At 48.3% G+C, this 23,047-nt stretch carries 23 protein-coding genes; 7 read left to right on the top strand and 16 right to left on the bottom strand.

The features are described 5' to 3' along the window. Nucleotides 1-212: 212 nt before the first annotated feature. Nucleotides 213-1,508 carry a phosphate regulon sensor histidine kinase PhoR gene (gene phoR / locus K0335_RS12910; RefSeq protein ID WP_000893575.1) on the bottom strand — a complete coding sequence of 432 codons (1,296 nt, stop codon included), beginning with the start codon at nt 1,506-1,508 and terminating at the stop codon, nt 213-215. A 58-nt stretch (nt 1,509-1,566) separates the two neighbouring features. Then, on the bottom strand, nt 1,567-2,256 hold the full coding sequence (gene phoB, locus K0335_RS12905) for a phosphate response regulator transcription factor PhoB (protein WP_000113941.1): 690 nt from the start codon (nt 2,254-2,256) through the stop codon (nt 1,567-1,569). Nucleotides 2,257-2,443: 187 nt separating this feature from the next. On the opposite strand from phoB, the gene sbcD reads away from it, so the two are divergent. After that, nucleotides 2,444-3,646 carry an exonuclease subunit SbcD gene (sbcD, locus tag K0335_RS12900; RefSeq protein WP_160193656.1) on the top strand — a complete coding sequence of 401 codons (1,203 nt, stop codon included), beginning with the start codon at nt 2,444-2,446 and terminating at the stop codon, nt 3,644-3,646. After that, nucleotides 3,643-6,786, top strand: coding sequence for an exonuclease subunit SbcC (sbcC, locus tag K0335_RS12895; protein ID WP_104919311.1), 3,144 nt, complete (start codon nt 3,643-3,645; stop codon nt 6,784-6,786). Before sbcD ends, sbcC begins: the two co-directional genes overlap by 4 nt. A 116-nt stretch (nt 6,787-6,902) precedes the next feature. Here sbcC and mak read toward each other — a convergent pair whose 3' ends face one another. Next, nucleotides 6,903-7,817 (bottom strand): fructokinase, encoded by a 915-nt coding sequence (gene mak / locus K0335_RS12890; RefSeq protein ID WP_001219348.1) that lies wholly within the window; start codon nt 7,815-7,817, stop codon nt 6,903-6,905. A 124-nt stretch (nt 7,818-7,941) separates the two neighbouring features. Between mak and rdgC the strand changes: the two genes are divergently transcribed. After that, nucleotides 7,942-8,853, top strand: a complete 912-nt coding sequence (gene rdgC, locus K0335_RS12885) for a recombination-associated protein RdgC (protein WP_002431399.1) — start codon at nt 7,942-7,944, stop codon at nt 8,851-8,853. 38 nt (nt 8,854-8,891) lie between these two features. On the opposite strand, the gene ppnP is transcribed toward rdgC, so the two are convergent. The 5 genes from ppnP to K0335_RS12860 form a co-directional block, all read right to left on the bottom strand. Continuing rightward, nucleotides 8,892-9,176: a pyrimidine/purine nucleoside phosphorylase gene (ppnP, locus tag K0335_RS12880; RefSeq protein ID WP_000941955.1), complete on the bottom strand. Its 285-nt coding sequence runs from the start codon at nt 9,174-9,176 to the stop codon at nt 8,892-8,894. 70 nt (nt 9,177-9,246) lie between these two features. Further along, the gene (locus K0335_RS12875) at nt 9,247-9,924 is read right to left on the bottom strand and encodes an AroM family protein (protein WP_104919310.1); all 678 of its coding nucleotides are present in this window, start codon (nt 9,922-9,924) and stop codon (nt 9,247-9,249) included. Nucleotides 9,925-10,170: 246 nt separating this feature from the next. After that, nucleotides 10,171-10,362: a protein YaiA gene (gene yaiA, locus K0335_RS12870; RefSeq protein ID WP_001143158.1), complete on the bottom strand. Its 192-nt coding sequence runs from the start codon at nt 10,360-10,362 to the stop codon at nt 10,171-10,173. A 27-nt stretch (nt 10,363-10,389) separates the two neighbouring features. After that, nucleotides 10,390-10,935, bottom strand: coding sequence for a shikimate kinase AroL (aroL, locus tag K0335_RS12865; RefSeq protein WP_104919309.1), 546 nt, complete (start codon nt 10,933-10,935; stop codon nt 10,390-10,392). A gap of 175 nt (nt 10,936-11,110) precedes the next feature. Then, the gene (locus tag K0335_RS12860) at nt 11,111-11,575 is read right to left on the bottom strand and encodes a YaiI/YqxD family protein (RefSeq protein WP_104919308.1); all 465 of its coding nucleotides are present in this window, start codon (nt 11,573-11,575) and stop codon (nt 11,111-11,113) included. A gap of 141 nt (nt 11,576-11,716) precedes the next feature. On the opposite strand from K0335_RS12860, the gene proC reads away from it, so the two are divergent. Then, nucleotides 11,717-12,526, top strand: coding sequence for a pyrroline-5-carboxylate reductase (gene proC, locus K0335_RS12855; protein WP_000358357.1), 810 nt, complete (start codon nt 11,717-11,719; stop codon nt 12,524-12,526). Nucleotides 12,527-12,541: 15 nt separating this feature from the next. Here proC and adrA read toward each other — a convergent pair whose 3' ends face one another. The 4 genes from adrA to iraP form a co-directional block, all read right to left on the bottom strand. Next, a complete protein-coding gene (adrA, locus tag K0335_RS12850; RefSeq protein WP_257711136.1) occupies nt 12,542-13,642 on the bottom strand; it encodes a diguanylate cyclase AdrA in 1,101 nt (366 codons plus the stop codon). Nucleotides 13,643-13,761: 119 nt separating this feature from the next. Continuing rightward, nucleotides 13,762-14,082 (bottom strand): phosphate starvation-inducible protein PsiF, encoded by a 321-nt coding sequence (psiF, locus tag K0335_RS12845; RefSeq protein ID WP_000784397.1) that lies wholly within the window; start codon nt 14,080-14,082, stop codon nt 13,762-13,764. A 139-nt stretch (nt 14,083-14,221) separates the two neighbouring features. Beyond that, nucleotides 14,222-15,640 carry an alkaline phosphatase gene (phoA, locus tag K0335_RS12840; RefSeq protein ID WP_104919307.1) on the bottom strand — a complete coding sequence of 473 codons (1,419 nt, stop codon included), beginning with the start codon at nt 15,638-15,640 and terminating at the stop codon, nt 14,222-14,224. A gap of 98 nt (nt 15,641-15,738) precedes the next feature. Further along, the gene (gene iraP, locus K0335_RS12835) at nt 15,739-15,999 is read right to left on the bottom strand and encodes an anti-adapter protein IraP (protein WP_000793043.1); all 261 of its coding nucleotides are present in this window, start codon (nt 15,997-15,999) and stop codon (nt 15,739-15,741) included. A gap of 463 nt (nt 16,000-16,462) precedes the next feature. Here iraP and ddlA point away from each other — a divergent pair, with 463 nt between their 5' ends. Beyond that, complete coding sequence (gene ddlA, locus K0335_RS12830; protein ID WP_000413701.1) at nt 16,463-17,557, top strand: D-alanine--D-alanine ligase; 1,095 nt, start codon at nt 16,463-16,465, stop codon at nt 17,555-17,557. A gap of 23 nt (nt 17,558-17,580) precedes the next feature. Here the strand turns inward: ddlA and K0335_RS12825 are convergent, their stop codons facing one another. Beyond that, nucleotides 17,581-17,793, bottom strand: coding sequence for a DUF2754 domain-containing protein (locus K0335_RS12825; protein WP_001053093.1), 213 nt, complete (start codon nt 17,791-17,793; stop codon nt 17,581-17,583). A 250-nt stretch (nt 17,794-18,043) separates the two neighbouring features. Between K0335_RS12825 and K0335_RS12820 the strand changes: the two genes are divergently transcribed. After that, entirely contained in the window at nt 18,044-18,352 is a 309-nt protein-coding gene (locus K0335_RS12820) for a DUF2755 family protein (RefSeq protein ID WP_000763125.1), read from the top strand. 4 nt (nt 18,353-18,356) lie between these two features. On the opposite strand, the gene K0335_RS12815 is transcribed toward K0335_RS12820, so the two are convergent. Next, nucleotides 18,357-19,448 carry a DUF1615 domain-containing protein gene (locus K0335_RS12815; RefSeq protein ID WP_000942591.1) on the bottom strand — a complete coding sequence of 364 codons (1,092 nt, stop codon included), beginning with the start codon at nt 19,446-19,448 and terminating at the stop codon, nt 18,357-18,359. A gap of 11 nt (nt 19,449-19,459) precedes the next feature. Continuing rightward, entirely contained in the window at nt 19,460-20,680 is a 1,221-nt protein-coding gene (sbmA, locus tag K0335_RS12810; RefSeq protein ID WP_000477012.1) for a peptide antibiotic transporter SbmA, read from the bottom strand. Between the two features lie 508 nt (nt 20,681-21,188). On the opposite strand from sbmA, the gene ampH reads away from it, so the two are divergent. Beyond that, nucleotides 21,189-22,346: a D-alanyl-D-alanine-carboxypeptidase/endopeptidase AmpH gene (gene ampH / locus K0335_RS12805; RefSeq protein ID WP_104919306.1), complete on the top strand. Its 1,158-nt coding sequence runs from the start codon at nt 21,189-21,191 to the stop codon at nt 22,344-22,346. Here the strand turns inward: ampH and iprA are convergent, their stop codons facing one another. After that, nucleotides 22,347-22,970: a hydrogen peroxide resistance inhibitor IprA gene (gene iprA, locus K0335_RS12800; protein ID WP_104919305.1), complete on the bottom strand. Its 624-nt coding sequence runs from the start codon at nt 22,968-22,970 to the stop codon at nt 22,347-22,349. Between the last annotated feature and the right edge of the window lie 77 nt (nt 22,971-23,047).

The raw sequence follows: 23,047 nt of genomic DNA, 5'->3' as shown, positions 1-23,047 counted from the left end.
CGTTTTAAAGCAAGAAGGGATCTAAAAACCAGAACGATATAGCAATATAAAATATCACTTCAGCATAAAACGCTATTTAAGTGAAATAGTCATGGCTAATCATGCGAACAAGAAATCATCAGACATCGGAAAATTCACCGCAAGGGGAAAAGACGCAAAGAAAATAAGCCAGCATTAGCTGGCTTATGGAAAGATAATCTGACAACGGTCAGTTAAGCGCTATTTTTGGCAATTAAACGTTCCGGTAATACAAAGCTAAACCGAGTGCCAACGCCAGGCGTGCTTTCAATATGTAATCGGCTTTCGTGGTGATTGAGCGCGTGCTTTACAATCGCCAGACCGAGGCCACTGCCCCCTGTCTGTCGCGAACGCGCTTTATCCACACGATAGAAGCGCTCAGTGAGACGCGGAAGGTGTTCGGCGGTAATTCCAGGACCATTATCTTCCACACTAAACTCCACACCATGTGCCACGCGCTGCCAGCGTACAGCAATCTTCGTACCTTCTGGCGTGTGATTAACTGCGTTATAGACCAAATTCGAAATGGCACTGCGCAGCTGATCTTCATTGCCCAACACTTTAATTTGATTGTCGATATCAAATGTAATTTTGTGTTTATTCTGGCTCAGTGTTTGAGCTTCCCGCTCCACTACTCGTAGCATCATCGGCACATCGACTTGTTCATTCAGTGCCAGCACCGGGGCAGCTTCAATTTTTGACAGCGTAAGCAGCTGTTTCACCAAGCCTTCCATACGGTGTGTTTGTTCACGCATAGTATGAAGCGCTTTTTCTCGCGTCGCACCTTCCAGCGGCTGTTCATGCATCATTTCCAGATAGCCTTGTAAGACCGTAAGCGGCGTGCGCAGCTCATGGCTTACGTTAGCAAAAAAGTTCCGTCTGGCTCCTTCAAGCTGGTGCATTTGAGTAACATCTCGCGCCACCATCAGCAGTTGCCGATCAGTATAAGGCATCACGCGAATCTCAAGATGACGACCATTGTTCAATACCAAATTAATTGGTCGTGAAAAATCGCGGCTTTTTAGATAATGGGCAAACTCCGGGTAGCGCAATAAGTTGAGGATGTTCTGGCCACTGTCATCAGGCCAGCGTAGCCCCAACAACTGCTGAGCAAGGCCGTTACACCAGAAAATCCCCCCTTCTTCGGTCGTCAGAATAACGGCATCTGGCAGAGACTCTGCGCCACTTCGAAAACGTTTGATTAAATTACCCAATTCACGGCGGCGTTTTTTATTGCGTAATTGCATCTGATGGATGCCATACAGCAATGGCTCCCAGCTCCCGCGCCCTGGTGGTGGCGTCATACTTCTGTCTACCCAAAGCCACCAGGAGAGGCGTAGTAAGTTCCAGAAATGCCAGATAAGCAATCCTGTGACTGATGCCAGCAAAAACCAGGGCAGATGACCAAAAAAAATACTCAGGATAAAGGCAGGGATACAGCAAAGTATCAGTTCCAGAACCAGCCTTTTCCATGACAGCCGTTCAAGCACGCGTCATACTCCATTTACTCTATAGAAAGCCTCACCCGCCATTACGGCGGGTGAGGCGTCAAAAGCGGGTCGAAAAACGATACCCTGTTCCTCGCACTGTCTGCACCATGCGGTCATGCCCGCTTGGTTCCAGCGCTTTACGCAAGCGACGAATGTGGACATCGACTGTACGGTCTTCCACATACACATTCGTTCCCCAGACATGATTTAGCAACTGCTCGCGACTGTAGACGCGTTCAGGATGCGTCATAAAAAAGTGCAGTAATTTAAATTCGGTAGGCCCCATATCCAGCGGTGTTTCGCCCGTCATGACCCGATGTGAGGTTGGATCAAGACTTAGCCCTTGCATTTCAATAACTTCTTCAACTGCCATAGGCGAAATACGGCGCATAACGGCCTTAATACGCGCCACCAGCTCTTTCGGGGAAAACGGTTTGGTAATATAGTCATCCGCGCCTGTTTCAAGGCCGCGTACACGATCTTCTTCTTCGCCTCTCGCCGTCAGCATCACAACCGGAATATCCCGGGTAAGCGCTTCCCGTTTGAGATGTTTAATAAATTGCAGACCAGAGCCGCCTGGCAACATCCAGTCCAGAAGAATGAGATCCGGCCAGGGTTCATTAAGTTGGTTCACAGCACTGTCATAATCTTCGGCTTCTACTGGCTGAAAGCCATTTTGCTCGAGCACGAAGCAGACCATTTCTCGAATTGGAGCTTCATCTTCTACAACCAGAATACGTCTCGCCATGATTAGCCCTGTTATAGATAAATTACACGTTATCAATGCGGCGGTATTATGCGTCAGTTTTATGACAGATTTATGAAAAGATCGTCGATGTTTCATACAGGTTATTGATTTGTAGAGGTCATAAAACAGAAATTAATGCCTATCTATGGGTATAATCGCCTTCACGTTTTTTCGCCAGGAAACTGTTATGCGCATCCTCCACACTTCAGACTGGCATCTGGGCCAGAATTTTTACAGCAAGAGCCGCGCCGCGGAGCATCAGGCATTTCTCGACTGGCTGCTCACAACGGCACAAACTCATCAGGTGGATGCGATAATTGTTGCCGGAGATATTTTCGATACCGGATCACCACCAAGTTATGCCCGCGAACTGTACAACCGCTTCGTGGTCAATTTACAGCAAACGGGGTGTCATCTGGTGGTACTGGCAGGAAATCACGACTCGGTCGCCACACTGAATGAATCACGAGATATTCTCGCCTTTCTCAATACGACCGTTGTCGCCAGTGCCAACCTACGCCCACAGCTGCTGAAACGGCGTGACGGCACTCCGGGTGCTGTTCTGTGCCCAATTCCGTTTTTACGTCCACGCGACATCGTGACCAGCCAGGCGGGGCTGTCAGGCAGTGAAAAACAGCAACATCTGCTGGCCACAATCACGGACTACTACCAACAACAATATACGGAAGCCTGCAACCTGCGCGGTGATCAGCAACTGCCGATTATTGCTACCGGACACCTTACCACCGTGGGTGCCAGTAAAAGTGACGCTGTACGTGACATTTATATCGGCACGCTGGATGCATTTCCGGCACAAAACTTCCCACCTGTAGATTACATCGCCCTTGGGCATATTCACCAGGCGCAAATTGTTGGCGGACAGGAACATATTCGCTATTGCGGTTCCCCCATCCCGCTGAGTTTTGATGAGTGTGGCAAAACTAAAAGCGTACATCTGGTGAGCTTTGCAGAAGGCAAATTACACAGTGTCGAAGCGCTGCCCGTGCCAATGACTCAGCCACTGGCCGTATTGAAAGGTGATCTGGCTGCAATTACTGAACAGCTTGAACAATGGCGTGATACCGAACTGCAGACGCCAGTATGGCTGGATATCGAAATCACGACTGATGACTATCTGCATGATATGCAGAGGAAAATCCAGACTTTAACCGAGTCACTGCCGGTAGAAGTGTTACTGGTGCGTCGCAGTCGCGAGCAGCGTGAACGGATTATAGCGAGCGAGAAACGCGAAACACTCAATGAATTAAGCGTCGAGGAAGTTTTTAATCGTCGCCTGGCACTGGAAGAACTGGACGTGTCGCAACATGCGCGTATGCAACATCTTTTCGCCATGACGTTGCAGACCCTTGCAGGAGATCACGAAGCATGAAAATCCTCAGCCTGCGCCTGAAAAACCTGAACTCTCTGAAAGGCGAATGGAAGATTGATTTCACCACAGAACCGTTTGCCAGCAACGGACTGTTTGCCATTACCGGCCCAACGGGAGCCGGTAAAACGACATTATTAGATGCAATTTGCCTGGCCCTTTATCACGAAACTCCACGCCTTTCCAACGTTTCACAATCACAAAATGACCTGATGACCCGCGATACTGCCGAATGTCTGGCGGAAGTGGAATTTGAAGTAAAAGGTGAAGCGTACCGCGCGTTCTGGAGCCAGAATCGGGCGCGTAACCAGCCGGACGGTAATTTACAGGCGCCGCGTGTTGAGCTGGCACGCTGCGCAGATGGCAAGATCCTCGCCGACAAAGTCAAAGACAAACTGGAGATGACAGCGTCATTGACCGGGCTGGATTATGATCGATTTACCCGTTCGATGCTGCTTTCACAAGGGCAGTTCGCTGCCTTTCTTAATGCAAAACCGAAAGAACGTGCTGAGTTGCTGGAAGAGCTGACAGGTACGGAAATCTACGGGCAAATCTCTGCCATGGTATTTGAGCAACACAAAACGGCGCGTACGGAACTGGAAAAGCTTCAGGCCCAGGTCAGCGGTGTCTCATTATTAACGCCAGAGCAGTTGCAAACTTTAACCGAAAGTTTGCAGGTACTTACTGACGAAGAAAAACAACAAGTTACCGCCCAACAAATTCAACAACAGCATCTTAACTGGCTGATCCGCCAAAATGAACTGCAGCAGGATGCCAGTCGTCGTCAGCAGGCACAACACCAGGCCGAGGCAGAAATAGAAAAAGCACAGCCTCAGTTGGCAGCACTGGAACTGGCACAACCTGCCATGCAGTTGCGTCCACAGTGGCAACGTATTCAGGAGCACACTGCTGCGGTAACCCGTACTCGCCAGCAAAGCGAAGAAGTAAACACTCGCTTACAACAGATGCTGGCACAACGTGCAGGGATCCGCCGCAGTGCGAAAAAACAGATGAATGCGATGCTTTCTACACGGCAAACGCTAAGTGACTGGCTGGCAACAAACGATGCCTTTCGCCTGATGAGTAACGAGCTGGCGGGATGGCGGGCATTGTTTGCTCAACAAACCAATGACCACAGCCAGCAGCAAAAATGGCAACAACAACTGACAAGCGATACCCGGAAGCTGGAAAGTCTGCCAGTGCCGACTCTCAACCTGAGTCCTGATGAAACGAATGCAGCTCTCGCACTGTATAACCAGCAGCGCCCACTTCGTCAGCGACTGAGTACTCTACATGGGCAGATTACGCCAAAGCAAAAACGACTCGCGCAGCTACAGGCCTCTACGCAGGAATTACACCAGCAACTAACCCAGCGTAACGTTATGCTGGAAGAGATGCGCAAGCGTTATAAGGTGAAAAATCAAGAATTCAATGATGTAAAAACCATCTGCGAACAGGAAGCCCGGATCAAAAGCCTTGAAGCCCAGCGCGCCTTATTACAATCGGGACAACCTTGCCCACTTTGCGGTTCAACAACACATCCGGCTGTTGCTGCTTATCAGGCACTGGAGCCAGGTGTTAACCAGACTCGTCTCGCCGAACTGGAAAAAGAAGTTACTAATCTCAGAGAGGAAGGTGCCACTCTGCGTGGGCAACTGGAAGCATTGCAGCAACAACTTCAGCGAGACGAAAGCGAAGCGCAGACGCTAATTAAAGATGAGCGAGTACTCACTCAAGAATGGCAAACAGTTGTTGAACATCTTGGCATCATCCTACAGCCTCATGACGATATTCAGCCGTGGCTGAATGCCCAGGAAGAACATGAAAAGCAGTTATATTTGCTCAATCAACGCCACGAACTGCAACTACAAATTGCGAATCATGCGCAGCAAGTTGCTCAATTTCAGCAACAAATCGCACAGCGTAAGGCATCGTTAGCAGAAGACATAACGCGTTTTTCACTGACGTTACCTGAAGCAGGTGATGAGCAAAGCTGGCTGACGGCACGCCAACAGGAAGCCCAGGAGTGGCAGAAGCGGCAAACTGAGCTCACCACATTGCAGGCAAAAATCGCTGAGCTTGCGCCTTTACTGGAAACCTTGCCAGAAAGCGATATTACGACAACTGGCGAAGAGGTTACTGAGTGGCAAAACTGGCGGCAGATCCATGATCAGTGTCTTTCCTTGCAAAGTCAGTGGCAAACGCTGCAACAGCAACTGACGCAAGAGCTGCAACGCGCCGCAGAAGCGCAAACAGCGTTTGAGTCAGTGTTACAGTCCAGCGTGTTTGCTGATCAAGCCGCGTTTCTTGCCGCCTTGCTTGATGAAGAAAGCTACGCCCGACTAGAGCAGTTCAAGCAATCGCTGGAACAGCATTATCAGCAAGCACAAACGCTGTCTAATCAGGCAAGTCAGGCTCTGGTGGCACATCAACAGCAGCGACCGGCGGATCTTGAGCCGCAATATTCTGTTGAACACATTCAGCAGGCGCTGGCGCAACTGGCGTATCAGTTACAAGAAAACGCCAAACGTCAGGGCGAAATTCGCCAGCAAATTAAGCAGGATGCGGATAACCGCCAACAGCAGCAAACGCTGATGGCGCAGATTGACAAAGCCACGCAGCAGGTCGAAGACTGGGGCTGTCTTAATGCCCTTATTGGCTCTAAAGAAGGCGATAAATTCCGTAAATTTGCTCAGGGACTGACGTTGGATAACCTCGTACATCTGGCCAATCGCCAGTTAACCCGTCTGCACGGTCGTTATCTACTGCAACGCAAGGCCAGCGAGGCACTGGAAGTTGAAGTGGTCGATACCTGGCAGGCAGATGCCGTACGCGATACCCGCACGCTCTCAGGGGGTGAAAGCTTCCTCGTCAGCCTGGCACTGGCGCTGGCGTTATCGGATTTGGTCAGCCATAAAACGCAAATTGATTCACTTTTCCTCGACGAAGGGTTTGGCACACTGGACAGCGAAACACTGGATACCGCACTGGATGCACTGGATGCGCTAAATGCCAGTGGCAAAACGATTGGCGTCATTAGCCACGTCGAAGCGATGAAAGAACGTATTCCGGTGCAAATTAAAGTTAAAAAGATCAACGGACTTGGCTACAGCAAACTGGATAATCAGTTCCAGGTGAAATAAGCACGCCCCGGCGGTTACGTGCCGCCGGGTGAGCCTGAAACCAGCAGTTTGCTGACACAGTGCGCTTTGTTCATGCCTGATAAACGTAGCGCATCAGGCAATTTTACAGTCTCATACTATTTATCTTGTTGCGGCCATAACCATGCCGCGCCGCGCACACCGCTGGAATCTCCATGACGCGCTTTGCGCAAAGGGGTCTCGCACTCACCGCCAAAGACGAACGACTTAATCAACTGCGGAACGGTCTGATACAGTCGCTCCACATTGCTCATTCCACCGCCTAACACAATCACATCCGGGTCGAGAATATTCACAACATGCGCAAGCGATTTTGCCAGGCGTAACTCATAGCGGCTTAAGGCCAGTTCAGCAATAGCGTCCTTTGCCTCTACCAGTTGGATAATCTCACTGCCTTCACGTTGCTTACCGCTCAGACGCTGATAGTCCGTAGCAAAACCCGTACCTGAAATAAAGGTTTCAATGCAGCCCTGTTTGCCGCAGTAACAAGGCACTTCTTGTCGATAGCGCAACTCATCTTCATCCATCCATGGCAGTGGGTTATGCCCCCATTCGCCCGCCGTTCCGTTTCCGCCAATATGCGCTCTCCCGTTTAAAGCCACGCCCGCGCCACACCCCGTGCCAATAATTACGGCAAACACCGTTTGTGCACCAGCAGCGGCGCCATCAACCGCTTCTGAGACCGCCAGGCAGTTAGCATCATTCGCCAGGCGAACTTCCCGCTGCAGGCGAACGCTGAGATCTTTGTCAAACGGTTGCCCGTTAAGCCAGGTTGAATTGGCATTTTTCACCACTCCAGTATAAGGCGAAATAGAACCGGGTATGCCAACACCTACAGTTCCGCGCTGCCCGGTTACCTTTTCGGCCATCCCGACCAATGTGGCGATTGTTTCTATGGTTTGCTGATAGTCATCTCGCGGCGTGGGCAGGCGATGACGAAAGCATTGCTCTCCGTGTTCCCCAAGCGCGATGACTTCTGTTTTGGTGCCACCTAAATCGATACCAATACGCACGGTACACTCCTTATTATTTTCAATATCAATAGCGTAGAGACGGAAAACGGGATTGGCAATGCAAGGGGGCCGACAATTCGTTATTATGCCCGCTAAATTTAACAACAAGGCCGTGGAAATTATCATGCTGTGGTTCAAAAATTTAATGGTATACCGTCTTAGCCGCGATGTTTCGCTGCGTGCCGAAGAGATGGAAAAGCAACTTGCCTCAATGGCATTTACCCCCTGCGGTAGCCAGGATATGGCGAAAATGGGTTGGGTTGCACCAATGGGTTCTCACAGCGATGCACTCACGCACGTTGCCAATGGTCAAATTGTTATTTGCGCACGCAAAGAAGAAAAAATTCTTCCATCACCGGTCATTAAGCAAGCGCTGGAAGCCAAAATCGCCAAACTGGAAGCAGAACAGGCGCGCAAGCTGAAGAAAACAGAAAAAGATTCGCTTAAAGATGAAGTGCTGCACTCACTCCTGCCGCGCGCCTTCAGCCGTTTTAGCCAGACGATGATGTGGATTGATACGGTTAACGGTCTGATTATGGTCGACTGCGCCAGTGCGAAAAAAGCAGAAGATACACTGGCACTGCTGCGTAAAAGTCTGGGCTCTTTACCCGTCGTGCCACTGACACTGGAGAATCCGATTGAACTGACGCTAACCGAATGGGTACGTTCGGGTAGCGCAGCACAAGGTTTCCAGTTACTGGACGAAGCCGAACTCAAATCCTTACTGGAAGATGGCGGCGTGATCCGGGCGAAAAAACAGGATCTCACCAGCGAGGAGATCACCAATCATATTGAAGCTGGCAAAGTGGTTACTAAGTTAGCTTTAGACTGGCAGCAACGCGTGCAGTTTGTGATGTGTGATGATGGTTCGCTCAAACGCCTGAAATTCTGCGACGAATTACGCGATCAAAACGAAGATATTGATCGTGAAGATTTTGCCCAACGTTTTGATGCTGATTTCATTCTGATGACAGGTGAACTGGCTGCGTTAATTCAAAATCTGATTGAAGGATTAGGCGGCGAAGCACAGCGTTAAACTGAAATACCCTCTCCTGTTACGGAGAGGGATTGCTGTTACAAATAACGGCACAAATAAGATGTCGGTTCAGCAACCTGCAAATGGAATTCGCTATGCCCTGGAACATTAAACACCTGGCCTGCCTGGTATACCTGCCACTCGGTAGCTTCTGGAAGTAAGACATTCAACGCACCACTAATTACCGTCATTTCTTCTGGCTCTGCGGTACTGAATAAGTATTCTCCTTCAACCATCACACCTACACTGGCGCGGCCAGTACTGCTGCTGGTAAAGCCAATTGACTTCACTTTCCCGGAAAAATATTCGTTACTTTGAAGCATAAACAGGCCCTGTCTCGTTTTGAAGTTAGCATTCAATATAGGGTGCTGAGACTCTGCCTGTCACGCGAAATTAAGCCAACAATTCTGAAGCCAGTCGGGCAATCAAGACATTAGAGAGTAAAACCGGAACATCTAAGTTTTTTTGCAGTAAATCTCGGTGACGTTGGTTAAAACCAAGGCAATCCAGCATGATGACATCGGCGCCATTTTCCAGCAGCTCTTTCCCTGCTGAAATTAACTGATGTGGCGGATCATGGATTGGATTGGCCAGTGCATACAACGGCGACGTAGCTAAAACTTGCCATTTTTGTGCCTGTACCGCGAGCAACTCTTCGACGGGAACAATAACGCCAACCTGATGCCCATCAACAATTGATGCCACCAGCGGAGGAATTATTCGCAGCGGCTCCAGTAATATCGTATTTCGCGCGGTCATATTTTTTATTGCTGCCGTACTCATTAGCAAAATAACGTCAAACCCCTGGTTATCCAGAACTTCAACAACACTTTGCAAATCGCGCTCAACTTTTTGACGGGAAACATGTGCCAGTTGGTTATCACGAAGTAACGTTAAAAGCGGATCTTCACCAACTTCTACGGCATATTCCGCCATGACGTCTTCGCGGCTCATATTCCCCAATAAGCTATGACAGGCGATCTGATTTTCATCAATATACTCGGTCAATAGAGGGAGTACCTCCTCCATTGGGACGATGCCGATGGTAAGAATTGCCAACGACGCACTCATTTTATGCCACCTTTTTTCGTCGTTAAGTTACCAGGCAAATGTTTATGGTTCACATCGGTCTGGGTTGCAAATGTGAAATAGCGTAGCAGCAGATGTGCAACGCAAAGTGTAAAGATTCCAAATGTTTCTGATAATGTATTGTTATCTTTAAGATTAAGATATTAGAGAATAAAAACAAAGGCTAAAACTGTGATGCAGGCACGATATGACACAACTCAGATTCCCTTCTGAGTTATTTCATCACAATCAGGATTTATCAGGATCTTCGTAGCGTTTTTTCGCATCCATCGCTTCTTCCGCGCTGGGATGTTCGCTAATCAGAGAATCAGGGGTAGGATGATCTGCCCTTAACTGATACCAGGTCACGGTCTGACCTGGATTTCCTTTTTCTACTGTCACAATTCGAGCTTCACGAGGATAAGGGGGTCTTGTTGGCATAGTTCTTCCTTATTAACGGGATGAACATTAAGTATAGGCCCCACCCAGATTACGTAACGCCATTTGATCCAGAAGCACACAAATTTCAGAGATCACCTGGCCCGGTTCATGCGTGGCATCAACGATAATATTTGCCGTTTCACGGTACAGAATATCGCGCTGCTCAAGCACTTCGGCAACTTCTTCGCTGAGTGATTTACCTGTTAATGTCGGTCGCAGCCCCACTTCTGGCTCGGCTTCCAGCCGATTAACCAGGACGTCTACCGGGGCGCTCAGGTAAATCACAATTCCGTTATTGCGCATGAAGTGGCGATTTTGTTCCGCGAGAATAATCCCTCCGCCAGTAGCGACAACGGTTGCTGGCGCGGTAACCGCTTCAAGAGCTGCTGCTTCCCGGGCGCGAAATCCCGCCCAGCCTTCACGTTCAACGATATCAGCCACTGTCATCTGGACATTGGCCTGTAGCCATTGATCTGTATCGACAAACCGACGCTCCAGAGCATCGGCCAGTGCTTTGCCGACGGTTGTTTTACCGCAGCCCCGAGGACCAACAAGGAAAAGAGGTTGTATCATGGTTGAGTTCCCCAGAGTGCAACGAAAACGCGAAAGCGTAAAATATGGAAAGTATGTATTATACCATCAAACTAGTACACATTTAAGTGTAAAGAAAAATTCACAGTCAATGTGTATCTTTGATAATCGCCTTACTATATCAACAATTCCTGCAGAAGAAAGTGTAAAAAATAAATTACATAGATTCTTTTTTACGTTTTGCTTCCAGCCACCACTTATCCAGTTCAGCGGCAAAATGCTGGCGATCGCGTGGGGAAAGCGCATCTGGCCCTCCGGTCTGAATGCCGCTGGCACGCAACGTATCCATAAAGTCACGCATCGTCAGACGCTCACGAATGGTTGCCTCACTATAACGTTCCCCACGCGGATTAAGCGCCGCAGCACCTTTAGCCAGCACTTCAGAAGCCAACGGGATATCTGCGGTAATCACTAAATCACCTAGCTCGCACTGACGGACAATTTCGTTATCTGCCACATCAAACCCGGCAGCCACACGTAAAGTGCGAATAAACCGTGAAGGTGGCACTCGCAGGCTCTGGTTTGCCACCAGGATAAGCGGTAATTGCATCCGTTCGGCAGCACGATACAGAATCTCTTTAATTACATTGGGACACGCATCCGCATCAACCCAAATTGTCATCTCTACTCCCCTTCTGGTGTAATCCTCTATTGTGTCGTGCTTTTGCTAATCAGCATAGTGTTGTTTCCCTTCAGGAGACGGTTGTTACGCGTTAAGCTAGTCTCCATTAATAAAACAATGACGATCAAAGGGGGTAGTGAGATGGATAAAAAAATCGGGTTTATCGGCTGCGGTAATATGGGGAAAGCCATTCTGGGTGGTCTGATTGCCAGCGGTCAGGTTCTGCCGGGGCAAATCTGGGTCTACACCCCCTCTCCTGAAAAAGTTGCCGAACTCCACGATCGCTTTGGGATTAATGCAGCGCAGTCGGCGCAAGAGGTGGCGCAGATTGCTGATATCGTTTTTGCTGCCGTCAAACCCGGCATTATGGTGAAAGTGTTGAGTGAAATCACGTCCAGTCTGAATAAAGACTCGCTGGTGGTCTCAATTGCTGCCGGCGTTACTCTGGATCAACTGGCTCGCGCTCTGGGACATGATCGTAAAATAATTCGCGCCATGCCAAACACTCCAGCACTGGTGAATGCGGGTATGACCTCAGTAACGCCAAACGCCCTGGTGACACCAGAAGATACCGCTGATGTACTGAATATTTTCCGCTGCTTTGGTGAAGCAGAAGTGATTGCAGAATCGATGATTCACCCGGTTGTTGGAGTCAGTGGTTCTTCTCCGGCGTATGTATTTATGTTTATTGAAGCGATGGCTGATGCGGCGGTGCTGGGCGGAATGCCACGCGCACAAGCGTATAAATTTGCCGCACAGGCCGTTATGGGATCAGCGAAAATGGTACTCGAAACCGGAGAACATCCAGGTGCACTGAAAGATATGGTGTGTTCGCCAGGAGGAACTACTATTGAAGCGGTGCGCGTTCTGGAAGATCGAGGCTTCCGTGCTGCCGTGATCGAAGCTATGGCGAAGTGTATGGAAAAATCAGAACAACTCAGTAAATCCTGAGTCTGGTGCCGGACGTCAGGCCGCCACTTCGGTGCGATTACGTCCGGCGCTCTTTGCTTTGTAGAGCGCCATATCTGCAGATTTTAACCATTCACGATAGTGACTGATTTGCGGCGTTAATGGCGCTACCCCTACGCTGATACGTAAAATAACTTGCGGGGCACAAGACAAACGCAAATGCGAGAGACGTTCATGTACCCTGGACATCGCGGCAATCGCATTTTCTGCGGGCGTTCCACACATGATCACCGCAAATTCATCACCACCAAAGCGCCCTATTACATCACTACTGCGTAACGTCATTTGCAATTGGCGGGTCAGTGCGAGGATCGCTTCATCACCTACATCATGCCCCCAGGTATCGTTAATGCTCTTGAAATGATCAATATCGATAATCAGCAGCGTGGCATCGCGTTGATAACGTCGGCAATGATCAAATTCAATACACAGTAAAGTTTCCCAATGTCTCCGATTATATACCCCAGTCATACCATCTCTGGCGCTCATTACCTGCAAACGGCGTTTATGCTCTGCCAATTTAGTTGCTGTCTGATAGCTGACCCAGGCGAAAATTAAGGGATAAAACACAATGACAGGGAGTGAAAGCCACCACTCAAGGGGCGAACTGGTAAACGCGACGCGGATGCCGGTCAACTGTAGCGTCACCAGACATGCGACTACCATCAATACCAGCCCGGCGACGAACAACCTAATGCCTCCGGCGCCCATGAGGTTAAGGCACATAATCATCAGCATCGTCGTTGAAGGTAGTGCGTTAACACCCATTATGCCAACCCACATCCCGGCAGTAATCGCATCCGTTTTTAGGTTGTAAATTTCACGGTTTAAGGGGTCCATTGCACGACTGGACATTTGCCAGGCCAGATGTGGCCAAACGAATGACCAGCCAACAAGGATCAACCACCACCATCCAGCGTTCGGTTGCTCCACCAGCGCCGAGGCGATGGGGAAGAACATACCGCCAAAACCGACAACTCTTGGTAGCCTCACACGACGGGCAAAGCGTAACCCGGAACGTTGATGTTCGTTTTGAGGTGAAGAAGGTGGTTCTTCACCCGGTGCGACCGCTTTTTTAAGGAAGTTTTCATCATTCATTATTTTTTTGGGAATATTTAGAAACAAATTTCCCAAATTATAGGAGGGGGGGTGAGAGAGAAAGTATGATATTTCGGGTGAGGCGTTTGCGTGTCTCACCCGTAAGCACTAAGGGGGATCTATGCAGCCTTCTTCAGACACGCACTCATAAATTTATTACGGTCGTCACCTTTCAGTGATTGTTCCGTCGCCTGGGTATTACATTCACGCATCTTTTGTTGTTGTGGTGTCAGGCTTTTTTCATTCGGGGGAGATTTGCTGTTTTTCAGGCAATCGCTCATATACGTTTTTCGGGCATCACCTTTTAACGCCTGTGCAGTAGCTTGCTGATTACAGGTGGTCATACGCTGTTGTTGCGGCGTTAATGTTCTCTCGGCAGCACCGACAGTGGTTAAAAAAACCAGCCCAAATAGCAGGGTAACCAGTAATGTCATTTTCATCGCACCATCCTTTTGTGAGGTTGCAACTTCACCAGTTTCCTTCGGGCCGGAAAATACGCCCGAAGGATAGTGTTTATAAGTCTGGCTGCTGATGGTGAAAAAACCACCCGACGGCGCAATTAATGGCCGTCGGTATGGATTATTGCAAGCCCAGAGCGGCTTTCATGGTGTAGAAAAGATCCGTTTGATCGGTCAGTCCGACCACATTAGCGGCATTCGGCCCGTACGCTGCGATGCGCAGCTGGCTACCGGTATGCTCCTGAGAGTCTTCTTCAGAGTTACCGTAGCTTATCGCCATCACCGCACCATCTTTCGTATTTAGCGCCTGAGTTAAACCTGGCGCTTTGGTATCTGGTGCCACAATCTGGCTGGAATGCGCATGATCTGCAGTTACGATCACCAGTGTATTGCCATCTTTTTTGGCAAATTCCAGAGCACGTTGAACAGCTTCGTCGAGATCAACCGTCTCACCAATCTGTCCACATGGATTAGCCGCGTGATCTTGCTTATCTATAGATGCCCCTTCTACTTGCAGGAAGAAACCTCTCTCATTTTTGCTAAGTAATTCAATAGCTTTATCTGTCATCTGTGCCAGTGTCGGTACAGTTTCGTTACGCTGAGGATTTGGCGTGCAGGTTACTGCGGGCTTATCGAGATTCCCGTGATAACTCGCCTTTGGCCCATGCCAACGTACAGGCATATTTCCTTCAGCAAATAACCCGAGCAGAGGTTTGTCCTGCCCTGCTTGCGTCACTGCTGCGAGGGATGCGGCATCGCTGACAATCTGATAACCGCGAGCCAGAGCTTGCTCACGCAATGTTTTACCCTGCCACTCTCCAGCGGTTGCCGTTTCAGCAAACGTTTTTGCACCACCACCCAACGTCACATCCGCACGGGCATTCAACAGTTGTTCAGTGATTGAACCTTTCCCCCCCTTTTCCAGTGCATTGCCCGGGCATTTTTCACTGGTAACAGAAGGGCCATAGCATTTGCGTGAGGTGACATGAGAAACCAACGCAGCAGGTGTCGCATCCTGCAACTCAGCCGTAGACACGTTGCCTGTTGCCAGACCGGCTGCTTTTGCCATCTCAAGAATAGTGGTATGAGGATTTTCATGGATATCGACACCCAGCGCACCATTGTATGTTTTGACGCCTGTCGTCCATGCGGTTGCGGATGCAGCAGAATCTGTCACGTAATCAGGTTTGCCGGTTTTTTTGTCCAATGCATAGTGAGTGTACTGCCCGGTTAATGGCAACGCATCGATCCCTTTAAAATAACCACCTGCACCTTCTGCATAATTTCGTGCAGCAGTAATTTCAGAATCCCCCATGCCATCGCCAATTAATAAAATAATATTTTTAGCTGGCTTATCATTAAGAGATGCACGTAATGCCTCAGTTAGATCGCCACTTAAACGGCGAGCGCCACCTGGCATTGTAATATCACCCTGAGCGGCACGTTTTTCCAGGATATTGATATTTTGAGAAGTTTGAGCCTGGCTTACCGGAGTAATCAGACAAGATAACAGGGCCAATGCAATAGCGCTTTGTTTCACTTTATTATCTCCATGTATAAATACAGTAAAATAAAAACAAAGCGACTATAGGTAGCGAGGATGACAACTTTATGACAGTGTCGTGTCGGTTCTGTGTCTTATTGCCGGGGATGCCTTAAGAGCTTCTTTACATATGCGCGCAGCATTTCCGTATCGCCGTCAGGAACGCTGGCATCAGGCTTTACCCCGGCCAAAGCCCCTTCTATCTGGTCGATTACGCGTTTTTGTTCAGGTTGCCCCATATTACGCAACATAGCCGTGACGATAATCTCCAGGGCTTCTACCTGGGCAACCAACTCCTTTGACTCTTCTTCTTTTTGTGCAAGTTTAATCAACAACTCAGAAATAAGATTTTTCATAACTGCATTTCCTTATCCAATGTATGGTGACGTTAACATTTAGACTCAAAACTTCCTAGAGTCTGAAAGTAGTATTTTTATGACATAACGAATACTTTTGGCAAATATTCTTAACACAAATTAGCGCGAAACGTTTCTCGCGCATTATAATTCCACGAATTAAAAAATTGCATTAATTAATAGTTGCGGACTACCATAATTAATAGTTATGAAATATAGCTAAAACTAATAGTTAAATAACACTTTATTTCATGAATCTTCCTTCAGGCCATTTTTCATAGTGTTTTATCTTCCCGTTCATCAAATTTCATGACCACTTAACCACTTTATCTACGGGATACAGGGTAATCTTCTGAGATAGTGCAATACAAAAATCCTCCGCAAAAACGGCTTACGGCTGGGGAATCCCGCTTTTCAACGTGGTAATGTATACGCTTTGCGTTCCTTGGAATGGGTTGAGAAAATGGAAAAATTGCGAGTTGGAATCGTATTTGGCGGAAAATCAGCGGAACACGAAGTGTCATTGCAATCGGCAAAAAATATTGTCGATGCCATCGACAAAACCCGCTTTGACGTCGTGCTGTTAGGTATTGATAAGCAAGGGCAATGGCACGTCAGTGATGCGGCAAACTATTTATTGAACGCAGACGATCCGGCACGGATTGCGCTGCGTCCTTCAGCCACCAGCCTGGCACAGGTTCCGGGCAAACATGAGCAGCAATTGATCGATGCGCAAACTGCGCAGCCGCTGCCGACGGTCGACGTGATCTTCCCTATCGTTCATGGCACGCTTGGTGAAGACGGTTCATTGCAGGGTATGTTGCGTGTGGCAAATCTGCCATTTGTCGGTTCTGATGTGCTTGGTTCCGCTGCCTGCATGGATAAAGATGTCACTAAACGTTTACTACGCGATGCCGGACTTAACATCGCGCCGTTCGTCACGCTGACTCGTGCTAACCGCAGTACCATCACCTTTGCTGAAATTGAAGCACAACTGGGGCTTCCGTTATTTGTTAAACCGGCTAACCAGGGGTCTTCTGTCGGTGTCAGTAAAGTTACCAACGAAGCCGAATATAAAAAAGCCGTCGATTTGGCCTTTGAATACGATCATAAAGTGGTTGTTGAGAAAGGTATTAAAGGACGTGAAATCGAATGTGCCGTGTTAGGTAATGATCATCCACAAGCCAGTACCTGTGGCGAAATTGTTCTTAACAGCGATTTCTATGCCTACGACACCAAATACATTGACGATGATGGCGCGAAAGTTGTTGTTCCGGCGGCTATCCCCGCTGAAATTAACGATAAGATCCGTGAAATTGCAGTAAAAGCCTATCAGACTCTTGGTTGTGCAGGTATGGCACGCGTTGATGTCTTTTTAACGCTGGAAAACGACGTGGTGATTAATGAGATCAATACGTTGCCTGGCTTTACCAACATCAGCATGTATCCGAAACTGTGGCAGGCAAGTGGTTTGAGTTATACCGACCTGATTACTCGCCTGATTGAGTTAGCGCTGGAGCGCCACGCAGCAAATAACGCGCTGAAAACGACAATGTAATTTTTTTCGCCCGGTAACACCTGTTACCGGGCTTTTTCCTCTTCATCCACACGGCGGCGGATAATCATTCCTGCCACCCAGAAACTGATAACCCAGGTTACTAACCCAACGGCATAAGTTTGCCAGCCCTGCGCTTCAAATCCCAGCAGGCCCACAACCCCATTCAGAATGAAAATAAGCCCAATGGCGAAGGCGTAATAATGCCAGTCACGGCGGATTTTTACAGGCAGGTTCATGGCATCTCCGGAACAAGGACTTGGTTTAATACGAACGAGAAATGTATCGCGGTTGGGGTATATCTTAATTGTTAATAAATTTATCTTAAAGTAACACTTGTGTGACGTTAAGCATAAATCTGTTCATTCACAACACGCCTTTATGCAAATTACCATCTTTCTGATATTGACAACGTTTATGAGATGTCAGACTTCCCATAAGCCGCTGGCATATCGCCGCAAGAGAAGTAAGTGTTACCTGGAGGTCTTTATGGCTGATTTCTCGCACTCAAAATCGCTGTTTAGCGGAAAGTATCGGGAGCCCTCCACCCTACAAGGCAACCTTGCCTATGCGATATTTGTGCTGTTTTGCTTTTGGGCAGGGGCACAAATCATTACGCTTCTGGTTCATGCCCCAGGCGTATATGAACAACTGATGCAAGTGCAGGATTCCGGACGCCCGCGTGTGGAGATAGGTCTGGGCGTCGGAACCATCTTTGGGCTGGTGCCATTTTTGGCTGGTTGCCTGATTTTAAGCGTAATTGCGGCAATATTGCGTTGGCGCCACCGCCAACGCTAAGTAATCACTGCATACATTTTGCCCATCTTTCATCCACACGTCTGGCAAACCATGCAGTCGTCAAGTTGCGGGTGATTTTCGGGCTTTCGAGTTTAATGCCTGGTAATAACGCTTTCGGCAATGGTTTGCCCGTTTTTGCTTCTGCCAGTTGATACACTTTTTCGTACAACTCGGTTTTTTCAAAAGCAAAACTGTCGCCCTTCTCCAGTTGACGACGAATTTCCCGATCGCTCATTCCTAACCTTGAAGCCAGTTTCCGGGTAGCGAGTTCAGTCTTACCGGGATCTTTACTGCCATAAAGAATTAAATCGCCATCCAGAGCCAGTTTTACCCCACTGGCTTTACTCACCGCATTCTGGAAAGCCGCATTTCGGCTGGCATACCAGCCCGCATTAAAGTCTGCGAAACGATAGAGAGGATCGCTATAGCTGGCGGGATAGTTCAATAAATGATAAGTACCAAACCAAAGTCCACCGCGTCGGGTAAACACTTCCTGGCGCACGGTGCCAGACATCTTCCACGGATAGCCTTTGGTATGCTGTTCAGCAAAAGCAATACTGACCTGCATCGGGCCGCCCGTATGCACCGGATTTAGCGAGCCAAACAGTGTCTGGCCCATTGGCACCATATCAATAAAATCATCAAAAATGGCGCTCAGTTGCTTTTCTGTTTTTACCGTATCAAGACGCTCGCTATAGCTTTTACCGTTGGGTGATTTAATTTTCAGCGCGGTATGAACCAGAAACAGCGGGATATGCAACCGCTCCGCACGGCGGTCGATCTCCTGCCAGGCAATTTTACTCAGACCCGGCACAACAGGATCAGCCTGGTAGGTCGATTCCTGCTGAGCAACAGCCAGCACTGAGCAAACATTTTCCAGCGTTGGCGCAATATTCTGGCTTGCAAACGTTGTTGCCAGATCCTGCGCCCAGCCATCCCGGTCTTTTACTGTCGCGGGCATTTTTTGCCGCACAACTGATGCCACATCAACCTTTTTTTCGCCTTTTTTAGCTGGCTGCGGGGTGTTACTACTACACCCCGCCAACACCAGTACAGCAAGCAGTGAATAAGAAGAAAAACGTATTGCCCTCAACATTACATTTCCTTTTAGCTCAGGGTGTGCGTGACCTCCTGAATCTCCTGACCATCCAGCTCTCGCTCAAAACTGCGCAGACGCTTATAGATAGACATCAATTCCACCAGTGTCGTCCACGAGGTGATCAGATACTGGAAAGCCCCACGCACCCGGTCGAAAATATTCGTAATTTGCGTCAGTAAGCCCAGCGTAATGGTGGCAGAAACAATCGACGGAAACAGCAAGAACACGCCGAAAACATTATCGAGTTGCAGATACAAAATTCGTGCAATATTGAAGTACATATAGTGAAAATAGAGGCGAAAATAGTTTTTCCGCACCGCGCTAAACAGCTCACGCACTGTCGGTGGTGTGGCGCGAGAAGGATCATCCTCACCAAATACCAGTTCTTTACGGTAGGCCGCTTCGACACGCTGATTGTTAAACTCCAGCCCAGGAAGTTTGATACCGACAATTGCCAAAATGCCAGTGCCGACAATAGACCATACAATGGCGGCAATCACCAGACCATACGGAATATGCCCGACAATCGGTAGCTCAGGAACATGCACGGAGAGTGCCACCAGAACCGGCAAAAAGGCGATCAGCGTCATTACAGCATTGAGTAAACTCACGCCCATGCTTTCCACCGTGGAGGCGAAACGCATGGTATCTTCCTGCACACGTTGCGCGGCCCCTTCAATATGACGCAGCTGCTGCCAGTTCGCCATGTAATATTCGTTCATCGCAGTACGCCAGCGAAAAACATAGTGGCTTACGAAGAAGTTGTTCAGCACACTCACCACTACCGCGATAAACGCAATGCCGAGAAATACGCCTATCTCATGGTAAAACTGTTCAATCTTAACTTTATGCGGTGCGCTAAGTGCCTGCTGGATTAAGTCATAGAACGGCGCATACCATGCGTTAATGGCAACGCCGACTTCCACCAAAAACCAGGTGACAAAAATAATCAGCGCTGTTCCAAGAATCGACCAGTATTGCCAGCGATGCGGGCTATAGATAAACCAGAACAGAGCAAACAGGCCGACACAAACAATGTAATAAGCATAGAAAATAGCAAAATTCAGCGACCAGAAACGGGCGGCGCTAATCGGCAATTTATCTGAGGCTCCCGTAAGACTGGCGATCCAGGCGCCACCGCCAGCCTGCCAGAAAAGCACGGCAAACAGTGCCCATATCAATGCCGAAAGAAAAAATTTCCCAGGCTTTGGGAAAAAAGACTTAAACATGCTGATCTCCTGCTCACTTCTTATCGTTTTAAAAGCTGCTGTGTGTTAACCGGCACGCCTGCAACGCCCCGGCGAAACCGCCCATTGTGACCGAAATAGAAAGCGTTAGTTCGCTCTTACCCGCAGGAGAATTGTTTCGACGAATTTCACAAAATTAGGATTATTTACAAAAGAGAATTCCGCAAGAGCTGCCAGGGAAAGAATGAAGATATGTGAACGTAAAAATGCAAAAGAGTGATGGTAATAACAGCATTGCCAGATACGATACGCTTAGCAAGACCGGGCATTGATTGCAATATATTGAATTTACACGATGTTGTAGGCAGGATGAGGCGCACACTCTTCATCAGCTATGAACAATGGGCATTTTGGCTGCCAACTGAAAAAGGATAAATTTACCCATCGTTACGTTTTAAGCCGTGTCGTTGCACAATTAAGCGTTTTGCAACCAGCAGCCGAATAGTATAAATACGCTATATGATTTTTATTTGATCCATGGATGCCGCTTTTGAAACGTAGTCTGCTTTTGTCTGTCGCCTTGTGCGCTGTCTTCATTACTCCAGCCCAGGCGGTGCAGCCCATCGCCGATCCACAATTTGCCTCAGATATTGTTGATCGTTACGCCGAACATATTTTTTATGGCAGTGGCGCAACAGGAATGGCGCTGGTTGTAATCGACGGTAACCAACGCGTATTTCGTAGTTTTGGTGAAACGCGCCCTGGCAACAACGTTCGCCCGCAGCTGGACTCCGTGATTCGTATTGCCTCAATCACCAAACTGATGACCAGTGAGATGCTGGTGAAGTTGCTTGATCAAGGCACCGTAAAATTAAACGATCCGCTAAGTAAATATGCTCCACCGGGTGCCCGTGTTCCAACTTACCAGGGAACGCCTATTACACTGGTTAACCTGGCGACACATACCAGTGCCCTGCCCCGCGAGCAACCAGGTGGTGCAGCGAATCGCCCGGTTTTCGTCTGGCCGACGCGTGAGCAACGCTGGAGCTACCTTTCTGGAGCCAAATTGAAAGCAGCTCCAGGTTCGCAGGCTGCATACTCTAATCTGGCATACGACCTGTTGGCGGATGCTCTCTCAACTGCCGCCGGGCGGCCTTATAGCCAGCTGTTTGAAGAGAAAATTACCCGTCCGTTAGGTATGAAAGACACCACTTTTACGCCTTCGCCTGATCAATGTAAGCGTCTGATGGTTGCGGAACGAGGTGCCAGCCCATGTAATAACACGCTGGCCGCTGTGGGAAGTGGCGGTGTCTATTCCACACCAGGCGACATGATGCGTTGGATGCAGCAGTATCTTTCATCTGACTTTTATCAACGCAGTAAACAGGCTGACCGCATGCAAACATTGATTTTTCAGCGTGCGCAGTTAACGAAAGTCATTGGTATGGATGTGCCAGGTAAAGCGGATGCTTTAGGGCTTGGTTGGGTTTATATGGCACCGAAAGAGGGTCGCCCAGGAATCATTCAAAAAACCGGTGGCGGTGGTGGTTTTATCACTTATATGGCGATGATTCCGCAGCAAAACGTCGGCGCTTTTGTGGTCGTCACGCGCTCTGCTCAGACTCGTTTTAAAAATATGAGCGATGGCATTAATGATTTGGTAACAGAGTTGAGCGAGAATAAGCCACTTGTTATTCCCGCTTCCTGATTAATACTCAGAAGGCAAGCGGTTGATTTTGACCAGTTTGCCTTTATTCATTTCGATGTATTCGCCTTTACGTAATGCTGCAAGGACTTCTGCAACAACAGACCGCGAAATACGGGTTCGTTGATGGATATAATTCATCACACCAATACGTGCACGGAGATCTTCATCCCACTCATTCATAGATATTAGTGTTGCGCGAATTTGTTCGTATGAATTATTACCGATTAACTGAACGTCACGTAATTCGAGAATTCGATTTTGCCAGGCTACCCAGCAGAATGCTTCTCGCCAAAGCTGAAATTGCTCAATAAGAGAGAGAGTTTGTTTCGCCGGAAGGTGATAGCCCATGCAATTTCCTTCGGCAATTAATTTATAATTTACATTGTTTTTAACTAAACCATCAGCCAGGCCCATAATAAAAGGTGCCTGAGAAAACCCTACTAAAACATTTTCTCCTCTTCGTAGAGAGATTACCCCCTCTAAAATAACAAATGTATCGTCGTCATTTACATCACTGGAACAAATAACTTGTTTTTCATTGTTAAACTCAAAACGAGCACCATATTTAGATAAACACGTATTAAGCTTACCAAATTCATGAATTGGTTTAGTTATTGATAACATTTGTGCTTTCCTTGCAACAATGCCCGTCAATTTCTTGACGGGCATTATTTAGTTTAAACAACCCGATATTTCTCTAA

Source organism: Escherichia sp. GZ89 (genome assembly GCF_019366485.1).
In the GTDB taxonomy this organism is placed as follows: Bacteria; Pseudomonadota; Gammaproteobacteria; order Enterobacterales; family Enterobacteriaceae; genus Escherichia; species Escherichia fergusonii.
The sequence above is the reverse complement of the archived record's forward strand: the minus strand, read 5'-3'. Positions and strand labels throughout refer to the sequence as shown.

What these genes read in the sequence shown, in the direction of transcription:
- K0335_RS12825 (WP_001053093.1), bottom strand. Translation starts at nt 17,793, where the DNA reads ATGAACCTGCCTGTAAAAATCCGCCGTGACTGGCATTATTACGCCTTC.
- K0335_RS12820 (WP_000763125.1), top strand. Translation starts at nt 18,044, where the DNA reads ATGGCTGATTTCTCGCACTCAAAATCGCTGTTTAGCGGAAAGTATCGG.
- sbcD (WP_160193656.1), top strand. Translation starts at nt 2,444, where the DNA reads ATGCGCATCCTCCACACTTCAGACTGGCATCTGGGCCAGAATTTTTAC.
- sbcC (WP_104919311.1), top strand. Translation starts at nt 3,643, where the DNA reads ATGAAAATCCTCAGCCTGCGCCTGAAAAACCTGAACTCTCTGAAAGGC.
- phoB (WP_000113941.1), bottom strand. Translation starts at nt 2,256, where the DNA reads ATGGCGAGACGTATTCTGGTTGTAGAAGATGAAGCTCCAATTCGAGAA.
- K0335_RS12860 (WP_104919308.1), bottom strand. Translation starts at nt 11,575, where the DNA reads ATGACAATTTGGGTTGATGCGGATGCGTGTCCCAATGTAATTAAAGAG.
- K0335_RS12875 (WP_104919310.1), bottom strand. Translation starts at nt 9,924, where the DNA reads ATGAGTGCGTCGTTGGCAATTCTTACCATCGGCATCGTCCCAATGGAG.
- ddlA (WP_000413701.1), top strand. Translation starts at nt 16,463, where the DNA reads ATGGAAAAATTGCGAGTTGGAATCGTATTTGGCGGAAAATCAGCGGAA.
- sbmA (WP_000477012.1), bottom strand. Translation starts at nt 20,680, where the DNA reads ATGTTTAAGTCTTTTTTCCCAAAGCCTGGGAAATTTTTTCTTTCGGCA.
- adrA (WP_257711136.1), bottom strand. Translation starts at nt 13,642, where the DNA reads ATGAATGATGAAAACTTCCTTAAAAAAGCGGTCGCACCGGGTGAAGAA.
- psiF (WP_000784397.1), bottom strand. Translation starts at nt 14,082, where the DNA reads ATGAAAATGACATTACTGGTTACCCTGCTATTTGGGCTGGTTTTTTTA.
- aroL (WP_104919309.1), bottom strand. Translation starts at nt 10,935, where the DNA reads ATGATACAACCTCTTTTCCTTGTTGGTCCTCGGGGCTGCGGTAAAACA.
- ppnP (WP_000941955.1), bottom strand. Translation starts at nt 9,176, where the DNA reads ATGCTTCAAAGTAACGAATATTTTTCCGGGAAAGTGAAGTCAATTGGC.
- yaiA (WP_001143158.1), bottom strand. Translation starts at nt 10,362, where the DNA reads ATGCCAACAAGACCCCCTTATCCTCGTGAAGCTCGAATTGTGACAGTA.
- rdgC (WP_002431399.1), top strand. Translation starts at nt 7,942, where the DNA reads ATGCTGTGGTTCAAAAATTTAATGGTATACCGTCTTAGCCGCGATGTT.
- iraP (WP_000793043.1), bottom strand. Translation starts at nt 15,999, where the DNA reads ATGAAAAATCTTATTTCTGAGTTGTTGATTAAACTTGCACAAAAAGAA.
- proC (WP_000358357.1), top strand. Translation starts at nt 11,717, where the DNA reads ATGGATAAAAAAATCGGGTTTATCGGCTGCGGTAATATGGGGAAAGCC.
- iprA (WP_104919305.1), bottom strand. Translation starts at nt 22,970, where the DNA reads ATGTTATCAATAACTAAACCAATTCATGAATTTGGTAAGCTTAATACG.
- K0335_RS12815 (WP_000942591.1), bottom strand. Translation starts at nt 19,448, where the DNA reads ATGTTGAGGGCAATACGTTTTTCTTCTTATTCACTGCTTGCTGTACTG.